Source organism: Monashia sp. NPDC004114 (assembly GCF_053603855.1).
In genome coordinates, this window is the sequence record NZ_JBSGGK010000003.1 from 162,486 (window position 1) to 173,837 (window position 11,352).

Sequence of the window (11,352 nt, forward strand, 5' to 3'; positions counted from 1 at the left end):
TCAGGCCGCCCATCCGGGGTCCGAGCCGAGGGCGACCCTCAGCTTCTGGAGGCAGCGGCCACGAGTCGGGCCGATGCTGCCCACCGGCATACCCAGCGCCGTGGCAATGGCGGAGTAGTCGGGCCGGTCGGCGAAAGCGATCACGCGGAGCAGTTCCTGGCAGCGCGGGGACAGTGAGGAGATGTGGTTCCAGAGGGCCCGCTGACGCTCGCTGAGGATCGACTCGGCCTCTGGGTCCAGGCTTTGTGCGGGCGCCTCGGGCACCTCCTCGACCCCGATCTCTCGGCGCGACCCACGCGAGAGCCGCCAGACCTCGCGCTTGACGACCACGACCAGCCACCCGAGCACGGCTGCCGGCTCGTGGATCGTCTCTGCGCGGTCCACCAGCTGCAGGAACGCGGTCTGCACGGCGTCCTCGCAGGCCGACGGCGTGGCCCCCTGGGCGCGCGCGGCGTTCCACAGCACCGGCGAGACGATGTCGACGAGCTCGGAGAGCCGCTCGCGCTCCCCGGCGAGGTATGCCGTGAACGCCTTCCCGGCGAGCGTGCCGAGTCCGTCTGACGCGGTCGGTGTCGGACTCATCGCGTCTCCTTGAGGGTGTTGCGAAGGGCGTTCACGGCGCGCCCGGTCATCGCCTCGTCCCCGATGTCGGCCAGGCCGCCCTCCGCGATGAGTGCCGACGCGAGCTCGCCGGCCAGGACCGGCGTGGCAAAGCTCGTGCCGCTCCAGACCGCGAAGCCGCTGCGGTAGTCGTCGGGGTCCATCGTGGCACGCACCTGTCCGGCGCGGCGGGGGAGCGCGACCGAGGCGTTGCCCGCGCCGTCGATGGGTGGGAAGGTGCTGACCAGCGCGACGCCCGGCCGGGACGCGCTGACGACCCGCAGGTCGTTGGAGAAGAGGGCCACGGTGTGGCGGCCGGGATTGTCGGCCCCGACGCTGGACAGCGGGGGCGCCGCACCGGGTCGGGCCGTCCTGCCCAGCCTGGCCGCCAGCGCAGCGGGAACGAAGGGGTTCGTCGTCGCGTCGTTGCCGACGCCGGCGACCACGAGCACGCCACGCTCGGCGAAGCGCGACAGCACCGCAGCGACCGGGCCGGTCGTGAAGGAGTCGTCCTCGGCGTAGTAGCCCAGTGACAGGGACAGGACGTCGACGACGTCCTCGGGGATGTCGTTGTCCTGCGCGTGGGCGTGGCGCCTGAACAGCGCCAGCAGCGCGTTGAGGACGTCGCTCTCTTCGGCGAGGCCGTCGTTGTCCATCACCGGGATCGACAGGATGTCGGCCTCCGGGCAGCCCTGGCGGACGAGCCCGGCGATGAAGGTGCCGTGGCCCTCGAGCTTGGCGCGGGATCCCGTCTGGGCGCTGGGTGCGGTCACCGCCGTCGGGTTGCCGGTCTCGTCCTCGACGAGGTCGGTGCCCTCGACACGGTATCGCCGCAGCCGCGGGGCGGTCGGCGCGGTCCCGGTCGCGCTGGGGCCGGCGTAGGGGAACCACGGGTGGGCCGCCACGGGAGTGTCGAGGATCGCCACCACGGGGCGCCGGTCGAGGGACCGGGCGCGCAGCGCCGGGTCCTCGATGACGACGCTCACCGGCATACGGCCGCCGCGTCCGGGGCGGGCGTACTCACCCGGACCTCCGGAGCCGATGCCGTCCCAGAACCCGATGCCATCCCAGAAGCCGATGCCGTCCCAGAAGCCGATGCCGTCCCAGAAGCCGATGCCGTCCCAGAACGGGCAGGGCCGCAGCACGTGCTCCAGGCTGACGTCGGCGGCGATGCTCTCCCCGCCCGAGCGCAGCTGCTGGAGCACCGTCCACGCGTCCACGGGCGAGGGCGCGACCTGCGCCGAGCGCACCTCGATGCTGCTGACCCAGAGGTCCTCGCGGATGTCCGGGGTGTCAGGGCCATCGGCGCTGCGGGGCCGGCTCTGCAGCACGGACCGCGCACGGGCCTCGCTGGACTCCGTCATGGCCGACGTGTAGCCGATCCGTTCCAGAGCGGCCTCGAGGTCGCTGAGCCGAGTCGACCGAACCCCGAGCGGGAAACCCTTGAGCAGCAGCCGGTCAGCGACGTACAGGGTGGGCCGAGGCGTCGGCGACCCGGTCGGACGCCAGGCCGTGGTGGGGTTCAGGGCACGCACGGGCCGAGGTCCTGCCAGCTGCGAGACCGGGTTCTTCCTCTTCTGACGTCCCCCGTTGCGACTGGTGCCCTGCGACGGCATGACCGACCTCCTCGAAGCAGCAGAGACCCTGCTGGACGACGCTGTTGAACTGGACCACTAACCCTTACATCGCGTCAGTACACCGGGGGCGCTTTTTGATACATCGGGCATTCGAAACTTTTCCGTCCGGGATGTATCAGGCGTGACGATCCCGTCTCTGTCCGGGCAGGGGGAACGTGGTCACCGGGCTGACAGGGGCGCTGCGGAGGGGCAGCAGGCCCGGTGACCTGGCGGGGGCGAAGGCGGTCAAGGGGTCCGCCCAAGGCCCGCGGGGGCGTCGGCAGGCAGCAGCCGACGCCCCTTCCGCCCGCCCGTGGCCGGGGTGCGGTTCAGGCCCTGAGGGAGTCGAGCCAGTCCTTCGCCGAGTCGAAGTCGCGGTCGGACGTGCCGGGCCGCGGGTCCGGACGGCCACCGTCGGCGCGCGGGTAGGACCCGAGGAAGCGCACCTGCGCACACACCCGGCGCAGCCCCATCAGCGTCTCGCCGACCCGGGCGTCCTGCACATGGCCCTCGAAATCGATCGAGAAGCAGTACGACCCCATCGCCGCGCCCGTGGGGCGCGACTCGAGTCGCGTCATGTTGACCCCGCGGACCGCGAACTGCTCGAGCAGCTCGAGCAGGCCGCCCGCGTGGTCCTCCTTCTGGAACAGCACGACCGTGGTCTTGTCGGCGCCGGTCGGCTCGGGCAGGGTGCCCGGGCGCGACACGAGCACGAACCGCGTGACCGCAGACCGGTTGTCTCCGATGTCGTCGGCCAGGACCGCCAGGCCCTCGCTGTATGCCGCGACCGGCGCGCACACGCCGGCGTCGAACATCACGTCGCCGGGGGCGCCGAGCGCCGCCGCGCTCGCCGCGGTCGAGAGCGTGGGGACGTAGACCGCGTCAGGCAGGTTCGTGCCCATCCAGCTGCGGACCTGGGCCCACGCGTGCGAGTGGGTGCCGACGGTGCGGACCTGCGCGAGCTCGGTGCCGGGCCGCGCGCACAGCACGAACGTGATCGGCACGAGGACCTCGCCGATGACCACGAGCGGGTCGCCGGTGGCGAGGGAGTCGAGGGTGGCGGAGACGCCGCCCTCGACGGAGTTCTCGATCGGCACCATGGCGGCGTCGATCTCGCCGACCCGGAGCGCGGCCAGCGCAGCGTCCACGGAGCCGAACGGGATGTGCTCCCGGCCCTCGGCTGCGTCCCAGGCGTCGAGCGCCATCTGGGTGAAGGTGCCTCGTGGTCCGAGGTAGCCGAAGCGGTGGAGCTCGTCAGGGGTGCGGGGCGGCGGTGTCACGACGCGTCCTTCGAACGGTGCTGGTTGCCTGGGAGGCCTGGGTGGTCTGTTGCCGCTGACGTGAGCGCCTGCTGCTCCTCGGGAGTGAGCGTGACGCTCGACTTCCCGCCGACGATGCCCTTGGCGTACGTGCGCGACTCTCCGCGCGCGTGGATCGAGCTGAGCACCAGCCCGTCGCCGAGGTCGTCGACGATCGCCGCCGAGAAGGACAGGCGGCCGCCGATGTCGCTGAAGGCGTCGTAGCGCACGACGGCGACGTTGCGCAGGCTCTGCCGGACGTCCTCGCGCGCCCCGGCGACCTGGTCCTGCAGCGTGGTCACCTCGGCGGTCAGGCGGTCGATCCGGTGGTTCTGGGTGGCCGCCACCCGGGCGATGTCGGTGGTGCCGTCACCGGAGAAGGCGGCGAAGTCGCGGCGCACCCGGGCGAGGCGGATCTGCGCCCCGACGGCCAGGAGCAGGGCGAGCAGCGCGACGGCCGCGGCCGAGATGGCCACGATCCTCAGCGTCGTGTCGTCCACGATCGGCAAGGGTAGCCTCGGGGGGAGCCGAAGGGTTCCTGGATTCCAGCCTGTGACCTCGGCCGATGCATACAGTTCTCATGCGTACTCTGTCCCCCGTGATTCGCCGCCACCCCGTCAAGACGCTCGTCGTCCTCCTCGTGATATTGGTGGCCGCACTGTCACTCGCCTACGTCAAGCGAACCGAGGTTCCGGTGCCGCCGACGACCGAGCCCAAGCCGGGCGACTCGCTGGTGGTCGTCGGCCTGGGAGGACTCTCGTGGGACGACGTGTCGAGCAAGGACACCCCGGTGCTCTGGGGCCTGCTGCGGGACGGGTCGGCCGCGTCGGTGTCGGTCAAGAGCCTGCACCTGACGACGTGCCCGACCGACGGCTGGTCGACGGTGTCTGCGGGCGAGGCGGCCGGACCCGAGTCGGCCTCCGCACGCCCCGTGTGCACCCCGCTGCCTACAGTCACCGGTGACGCGAAGTCCGGCTGGCAGGTGACCGGCTACGGCGACATCCTGCGCGCCTCCCGCGACGCCGAGTACCGCGCTCGCCTCGGCAACCTCGGCGACAGCTTCGCCGCCGACAAGACGTGCATCCAGGCGGTCGGGCCCGGCGCCGGGCTGGCCGCGGCCACCTCCGACGGCAAGGTGGCCAAGTACGCGCCGTTCCAGGCGACCACTCTCGTCGACGACCTGGCTCAGTGCCCGGTGACGATCGTCGACGTCGGTGGGATCGACCAGACCGACCCCAACCCGACCCGGCAGCTCGAGAAGATCAACGGCATCGAGCGCCGCATCCAGCTCGTCATGGACGCGATGCCCAACGGCGCCGACCTCATCGTCACGGGCCTGGCCGACCGGGACCAGCAGGAGCGGCTCCGCCTGCTCACCGCGAGCGGCCCCCACTACGGCCCCGGCCTGCTGGCCTCGGCGTCCACCCGCACCACCGGCGTCGCGCAGCTGTCCGACATCACCGCCACGACACTGCAGCGCGGCGGGGTCACGCCGGTCACGGCCATCGGTGGCCGCGCCCTTTCCGTCGTGCCGTCGCCGAACAACAGCGAGGCGACCGCCGCGAGCAAGCTGACCGTGCTCACGGACATCGACAACAAGGCGGACGCGATGCATCGCGTCGTCGCGCCGTTCCTCATCATCTGGCTCTCCGGCACGGCACTGGCGTTCTTCGTGCTGTGGGTCGTCCTGCGCCGCTCGCGCCCCTGGAACGCCCGGCTCACGCGGCAGCGCGTGCTCCGGATGGTGCGCCTCGTGGGTCTGGTGGCCGCCGGTATGCCGGCCGCGACCTTCCTGGCCAACCTCGTGCCGTGGTGGCGGTGGTCCACCATGACGAGCGTCAATGTGGCGATGTTGCTGGCGCTCGTCTTCGCCATCAGCTGCCTGCTCGCCGCCGTGTGCCTGCACGGGCCGTGGAGCTCGTCCGCACTGGGGCCGCTCGCGACGATGTCGGCGATCACGGCTAGCGTCATAGGTATCGACCTGCTCACCGGCTCACACCTGCAGATCTCGTCGATCTTCGGCCTGCAGCCGCTCGTCGGAGGCCGCTTCTACGGCATGGGGAACGTCGCCTTCGCCCTGTATGCCGCCGCCGTCCTGCTGCTGTGCGCCTCCCTGGCGCATGCCCTCGTCCGCCGCGACGCGCCGCGCCTGGCCGTCGTCGCAGTCATCGTCGTCGGGGGCGTCGCCCTGGCGGTCGACGTGCTGCCGGCCTGGGGCGCCGACTTCGGTGGCCCGATCGCTCTCGTGCCCGCGCTCGGCTTCCTGCTGCTCGGCGTCCTGGGCTGGCGGACGACGCTGCGCAGCGTGGTCCTCGTGCTCCTCGCGGCCGGGCTCGTCGTCGGGCTCGTGTCCTACCTCGACTGGCGCCGCCCGGAGGCGGAGCGGTCGCACCCTGGCCGGTTCCTTCAGACGGTGATCGACGGCGGCGCGTGGGACGTCATGTCACGCAAGCTCCTCGCGAACGTCGACCTCGCCATGCATCTGCCGGTGCTGCTCGCGGTGGTCACGGTGCTGACGGTCATCGCCGTGATCATCGTGGTGCGTCCCGGCATCATGCACACCGACTCACTGCGGCGCCTGCTCGAGGAGGCCCCGCTGCTGCACCGCGGTCTCTACTCGGTCATCATCATGGCTGTCATCGGGTTCCTCACCAACGACTCGGGAGCCGCGATCCCGCCGGTGGCGGCGCTGTTCACGATGCCGCTCGTCGTGTCCGCGGTGATGCACTTCCTGTCGATCGAGGCCCGAAAAGCGCCGGTCCGCCGGCGCCGCGACCGCCACCACTTGTAACTCTGGGCTCGCTCCGCTCGCCCGTGTTCGGCGCCCTGACGTCCCCCGCCTACCCCTCCACTTGGGGGCCGGGGCGCGCTTGTGGGTGGTCACGGGCCGGCATACCCCTCCACTTGGGGGCCGGGGCGCGCTTGTGGGTGTCACGGGCCGGCATACCCCTCCACTTGGGGGCCGGGGCGCGCTTGTAGGCCCCGGAGGTATGCCGCCGCCCACCACAACGGCGCCGCGGCCCGGTCTCGTAACCCGGACTGCCCGTTACAAGGGCTCGCTCCGCGCGCCGAACCCTCGGCTCAGCCGGGGCCGAGGCGGCGTCGCAGCTTGCGCACGCCGATCGCGAGGGCGACGTCGCGGTACTGCCCGGCGCGATGCACCTGCGATCGCCAGTCGGTGCCGGTGACCCGGTGGTGCAGGTCGCACGGCACCTCGATGATGGTCAGGCCTGCGTCGAGGACGTCGATCGTCATGCCGACCTCGACTCCCCAGCCTCGCGCGAAGGGTGTGGCCGCGGCGATCGCGGCCGGCGACAGGCACCGCATCCCGGACAGCGGCTGCGCGGGGCTCCAGCCGGTGAGCTCCTCGATGCCCCGGCGCGCGAGGCCGACGACGAGACCGTGACCGCCACCGGACTCGGCCTGCTCGGGAAGCGTGGCCACCGCGAGGTCGGCCTCGCCGCGCGCCACGGGCGCCACGAGCGCGCCGACGGCCTGCGCGGAGGCCTCGAGGTCGGCATCGACGAACAGGACCGACGCGCGGCCGTCGAGCCGGCCGACTCGGCGCAGGCCGTTGACCCGGCCGAGGCCGCTCATCATGGCGTCGGCCTTGCCGTGGTTGCGCGGGTGACGCACGACCTCTGCGCCCTCGCGAGCCGCGATGTTGCCCGTGCCGTCCGTCGAGCCGTCGTCGACGACCACGACCGTCACGACGCCCGGGATCGTCCGGACGCCGCGGATGGTCTCTGCGATGCGCGCCGACTCGTCCTTCGCCGGGATGATGACGGCGACTGGCAGCGCGGAGGTCGTCGTCATCGAGGGCCGGCCGTCAGCGCAGGGTGACCTGGCGGTTGGTGAGCCCGGCCCGGGCGCCGCGCTCGGCGGCGTTGAGGGGCTCGGTGGAGGCTGCCGCGTCGTCGATGCGCTGCTTCATCTGGGCGAGAGCGTCCTCGAAGTCCGCGGCGTCCGCGTCGGGGCTGACCTCCCAGACGGGGATGAGCAGGCCGCTGGACCGGAAGCAGCCGAGGAGGCGGCCGTCCTCACCGAGGTGGCTCTCGCCGGCCGCGTGCAGCCGGGCGAGCGCGTTGGTCGCGATGTCCTCGTCGAACGGCAGCACCCAGCGGACGTAGGTGCGGTCACCGATGCGGCACCAGAAGGCTGACGGAGCCGAGTCGAGCTTCACGGTCGGGATGGCGGACTCGTTGGCGCGTCGCAGGGACTCCTCGCCGTCGGCGTCGAGCTCGGCCTCAGCGACCCAGAAGTCGAAGCCGTCGTGGACCTGCATGTCCAGGGGGGAGTTGGCGTCGAGCAGGTCCTGCAGGCGCGGGGTGTCCTCGGTGGACACCGGGAGCGTCGCGACGGGCGAGCCGGGCTCGGCGGCGACCGCGAGGCCGATCGCCTGCGCGATGTCCCTGCTGGTGTCGCCGCTGGCGTTGCCGGACTGGATGCCCACGAGCACCTCGCCGTTGTCGCGGTGCAGCCCCGGCCATGCGAGCGGCAGGACCGTGGCGATCGTCACCTCTTCGGGCCCGCCGTCAGGGGCCTTGCCGGACGCGAACCGGACGGTGGCCGTCGCGGCCGGGACGATCTCACGCATCGCGACCCAGTCGGTCTCGTTGGGCAGCCCCTCGAAGGGGCGCGCCACGAACGGAGCCGGGACGGGACGTGTGGTGCGGTCTGCGCGCTGGCCGCGCGGTCGACGTGAAGCCTTACCCATGCGCGCAACCTTAGACGCCCGGGAGACCCTCAGGGACCACGTATGCCGCGGGGCGAGCTGCGGGTCCGCCGCGACCCCGCTCATCCAGTCGCGAAAGCGGCGGCGAGGGGCGCCAGGGCGTGGACGTCGGCGGGTCCGGCGAGGTCGACAGGCGAGACGAACACCGTGGTGACGCCGAGCCTGGCCAGCTCACGCAGCCTCGCGGCGTGCTCGGACGGGGTGCCGGCGTGGTGCCGTTTCGCGAATGTGGCCGCGGACACCCGTCCCCGATGTCTCTCGACCCGCGCCCAGACGTCGTCGCGGTCGTGCCCCACGAGAGGCAGGTCGAGGACGGTGACATGCAGCTCGCCGACATCGCGGTCGGCCTCGTGGGCCAGAGCGAGGTAGCGCTCGACCTTGGCCAGGCCCGCCTCGTCCGACGGGAGGTTGCAGCCGTCGGCGAGCCGGGCCGCGATCCGGAGCGTCCGCTCGCCTCCGCCGCCCACGATGACCGGGATGTCGCCCACCGGCCGCGGGTAGAGGGTCGTCTCGGGCAGCGAGACGCGCCGCCCGGCATACGGCTTGGTGCCCGGCGCCCACAGCGCCTTCATGGTCTCGATCCCCCGCTCGAGCGCGTCGAGGCGCAGCGCGGGGGTGGGGAGCTCCAGCCCGTATGCCGCGTGCTCACGCTCCCACCATCCGGCCCCAAGCCCGACGAAGACCCGGCCACCGGAGAGCGCCGACAGGGTCGCGGCCGCCTTGGCCGTGATCCCCGGGGCGCGGAAGGTCACGGGCGAGACGAGGGTCCCGAGCTGGAGGCGAGTCGTCACGGCGGCCAGCGCACCGAGGGTGACCCAGGGCTCCGGAATCGGGTCCCAGGCCCGGCCGACCTGCGGGATCTGGATCAGGTGGTCCATCAGGGCGAGGCCGGCGAACCCGGCCTCCTCCGCTGCGACAGCGACCGAGCGCAGCCAGGCCATGAGGTCGCCCTCGACCGGGAACCGTGACACCTGGAGCACCACGCCCTCGCGCAGCCCCCCACCCCCGCGCCCCGGCAGCCGGCCCGGCTCGGGGGCGGCGGGGTCGGGGGCGGGGTCACCGGCGGCGGGGCGGACCGTGTGCACCAGGTCCCAGCTTTCGGAGTCGAGCTGGGCGCGGGTCGCAGCCACCGAGGCGAGCTGTGACGTCAACACCCGCGCTGGGACCGGGCGGTCACGGGCGGCGTTGCGGGAGCGGCATACCGCGGCAGGGGTGTCGAGCACGACGACGACCGCGGGCAGGCCCGCAGAGCGAGCGGCGGCCAGCCATCCGGCACGGCGGGCCGCATCGGTCCCGAGCGTGTCGACGACCGTGGTCAGCTCACGGCCCAGACGGGCAGCGACGACCTGCTCGAGCAGCGAGAACGCGTCGACGGAGGCGTCGAGGTCGTGCTCGCCGCTGCCCACCACGCTGCGCAGCGCGTCGGACGAGACGATCTCCGTGGCGCGGTACCGCCCGGCGGCCCAGGTCGACTTGCCGGAGCCGGCCGCGCCGACGAGCACGACGAGCGCGGGGTCGGGCAGCGGCTCGGGCCGTGGGCGGGGCGGTGGCTCGCCGGGCATGGAGGCCTGCGCCGGGCCGGTCAGTGCGAGCGGCGGCGCGACGGACCGCCCAGGGAGGCCCAGACGGTGCGGCCGTTCGGGTCCTCGATGACGCCCCACTCGTGGGCCAGCGAGCGCACGATCCGCAGGCCGCGTCCCCCGGGACCCCACGTGGTCGGCGGCGACGGGCGCGGAACGGTCGACCCACCGCCGTCCGAGACCTCGACCTCGACGACGTTGTTCTTGACCTTCCAATGCACGCGGATCGCGCCGTCGGTCAGCGGCTTGGCATGGCGGATGGCGTTGGCGACGAGCTCGCTCACGACGATCTCGGCCTCATCGATGACCTGGGCCGGCACCTGGCGCGCGAGCAGGTCCGCGACGAGCTCGCGCCGGATCCGCGGCGCCGCGGACGGTGCCCACTGGATGCGAACCGTCCGCTTCTCGCTCATCGGTGCCGTCGGCATGCTGCTCATCGAGGGTCTCCTGCCGATCGCTGCCGCGGCCCGTCCGGCATCGGTGCCCGTCGTGGGCACTAAGCCTCTCCCCTGGTTGGTCGCCACGCGTACAGCCTCCTTCGGGCGAAATGCCACGCCCCCGCGAGCACGGTAGCCAAACCTGGGGCATAGCTCAATGAACGATGTGATAAATCCTCGCGGCCCTGACCTGCACATTCACCAATCTGCTGCCATCTAGGGAATTCACTAGATGTTGCGATAGCAGCCGATCGGCGGCCTGGCGCGCACGGTCATGGACGTACCCAGATACTCCCAGGCTCTTGCAAGCCGAACACTCACGATATATCGTGACCGTATCGCGACTGTTCGTGAGTCGCGCGGAACAAGGAGAAACCCATGTACGGACACAGACACACCAGACACGAGTCAGGCTGGGACCCCAAGTGGGGCGGTGGCTGGGGCGGTGGCTGGGGCGGCGGCTGGGGCGACGCCCGCGGCTGGGGCGGCCCCGGGGGCCGTGGGAAGCCCGGTCCCCCACCGTGGGTGCAGGACATCGTGCGCCACTTCGGCGGCCCGGCCTTCGGGCCCGAGTTCAACCGCCGCGGGCCCCGCGCCCGGCGCGGTGACGTCCGCGCCGCCATCCTCGACGTCCTCGCGGGCGACGAGATGAACGGCTACCAGCTGATCCAGCAGATCTCCGAGCGCACCAAGGGCGCGTGGAAGCCGAGCCCCGGCTCGGTCTACCCGACCGTCCAGCAGCTCGAGGACGAAGGCCTCGTCGAGGGCCGCGACGTCGAGGGCCGGCGGATGCTGCGCCTCACCGATGCCGGGCGCCGTTACGTCGAGGAGAACGCCGAGGAGATGGCTGCCACGTGGCGGGCCTTCGACGAGGCGGACGAGGGCGGCGACGGCCCCTGGGCCCACGCGACCCGCCCGGACGACAGCTCCGAGTCCAACCCGATGCCGATCGTCGGCCAGGTGATGAGCGCCATGTGGCAGATCGTCACCACAGGCACGTCGCAGCAGCGGGCCGAGGCCACGGAGATCCTCACCGAGACCCGGCGCAAGCTCTACCGGCTGCTCGCCGAGGGCGACCCGGAGTGA

The 11,352-nt window shown here is 72.4% G+C and carries 10 protein-coding genes; 2 read left to right on the forward strand and 8 right to left on the reverse strand.

Translation table 11 applies throughout. The annotated features are described in order from the left end of the window. The 4 genes from ACWEOW_RS05605 to ACWEOW_RS05620 form a co-directional block, all read right to left on the reverse strand. Entirely contained in the window at nucleotides 1-582 is a 582-nt protein-coding gene (locus tag ACWEOW_RS05605; RefSeq protein ID WP_452268179.1) for an RNA polymerase sigma factor, read from the reverse strand. Continuing rightward, a complete protein-coding gene (locus ACWEOW_RS05610; RefSeq protein WP_452268180.1) occupies nucleotides 579-2,135 on the reverse strand; it encodes a S8 family serine peptidase in 1,557 nt (518 codons plus the stop codon). The genes ACWEOW_RS05605 and ACWEOW_RS05610 overlap by 4 nt, the downstream gene beginning before the upstream one ends. A gap of 410 nt (nucleotides 2,136-2,545) precedes the next feature. Next, a complete protein-coding gene (pheA, locus tag ACWEOW_RS05615; protein ID WP_452268181.1) occupies nucleotides 2,546-3,496 on the reverse strand; it encodes a prephenate dehydratase in 951 nt (316 codons plus the stop codon). Then, a complete protein-coding gene (locus tag ACWEOW_RS05620; RefSeq protein ID WP_452268182.1) occupies nucleotides 3,493-4,014 on the reverse strand; it encodes a DUF4446 family protein in 522 nt (173 codons plus the stop codon). Before ACWEOW_RS05620 ends, pheA begins: the two co-directional genes overlap by 4 nt. A gap of 80 nt (nucleotides 4,015-4,094) precedes the next feature. On the opposite strand from ACWEOW_RS05620, the gene ACWEOW_RS05625 reads away from it, so the two are divergent. Further along, nucleotides 4,095-6,305, forward strand: coding sequence for a hypothetical protein (locus ACWEOW_RS05625; protein WP_452268183.1), 2,211 nt, complete (start codon nucleotides 4,095-4,097; stop codon nucleotides 6,303-6,305). 290 nt (nucleotides 6,306-6,595) lie between these two features. Here the strand turns inward: ACWEOW_RS05625 and ACWEOW_RS05630 are convergent, their stop codons facing one another. The 4 genes from ACWEOW_RS05630 to ACWEOW_RS05645 all read right to left on the reverse strand — a co-directional run bounded on the left by ACWEOW_RS05630 (nucleotide 6,596) and on the right by ACWEOW_RS05645 (nucleotide 10,266). Beyond that, a complete protein-coding gene (locus ACWEOW_RS05630) occupies nucleotides 6,596-7,330 on the reverse strand; it encodes a glycosyltransferase (RefSeq protein ID WP_452268184.1) in 735 nt (244 codons plus the stop codon). A 13-nt stretch (nucleotides 7,331-7,343) separates the two neighbouring features. Further along, entirely contained in the window at nucleotides 7,344-8,231 is an 888-nt protein-coding gene (locus ACWEOW_RS05635; protein WP_452268185.1) for a DUF5926 family protein, read from the reverse strand. Between the two features lie 80 nt (nucleotides 8,232-8,311). Then, a complete protein-coding gene (locus tag ACWEOW_RS05640; protein ID WP_452268186.1) occupies nucleotides 8,312-9,811 on the reverse strand; it encodes an LLM class flavin-dependent oxidoreductase in 1,500 nt (499 codons plus the stop codon). Nucleotides 9,812-9,831: 20 nt separating this feature from the next. After that, entirely contained in the window at nucleotides 9,832-10,266 is a 435-nt protein-coding gene (locus ACWEOW_RS05645; RefSeq protein ID WP_452268187.1) for an ATP-binding protein, read from the reverse strand. Nucleotides 10,267-10,644: 378 nt separating this feature from the next. Here ACWEOW_RS05645 and ACWEOW_RS05650 point away from each other — a divergent pair, with 378 nt between their 5' ends. Then, complete coding sequence (locus tag ACWEOW_RS05650; RefSeq protein ID WP_452268188.1) at nucleotides 10,645-11,352, forward strand: PadR family transcriptional regulator; 708 nt, start codon at nucleotides 10,645-10,647, stop codon at nucleotides 11,350-11,352.

What these genes read in the sequence shown, in the direction of transcription:
- ACWEOW_RS05650 (WP_452268188.1), top strand. Translation starts at nt 10,645, where the DNA reads ATGTACGGACACAGACACACCAGACACGAGTCAGGCTGGGACCCCAAG.
- ACWEOW_RS05635 (WP_452268185.1), bottom strand. Translation starts at nt 8,231, where the DNA reads ATGGGTAAGGCTTCACGTCGACCGCGCGGCCAGCGCGCAGACCGCACC.
- ACWEOW_RS05645 (WP_452268187.1), bottom strand. Translation starts at nt 10,266, where the DNA reads ATGAGCAGCATGCCGACGGCACCGATGAGCGAGAAGCGGACGGTTCGC.
- ACWEOW_RS05625 (WP_452268183.1), top strand. Translation starts at nt 4,095, where the DNA reads ATGCGTACTCTGTCCCCCGTGATTCGCCGCCACCCCGTCAAGACGCTC.
- ACWEOW_RS05640 (WP_452268186.1), bottom strand. Translation starts at nt 9,811, where the DNA reads ATGCCCGGCGAGCCACCGCCCCGCCCACGGCCCGAGCCGCTGCCCGAC.
- ACWEOW_RS05605 (WP_452268179.1), bottom strand. Translation starts at nt 582, where the DNA reads ATGAGTCCGACACCGACCGCGTCAGACGGACTCGGCACGCTCGCCGGG.
- ACWEOW_RS05630 (WP_452268184.1), bottom strand. Translation starts at nt 7,330, where the DNA reads ATGACGACGACCTCCGCGCTGCCAGTCGCCGTCATCATCCCGGCGAAG.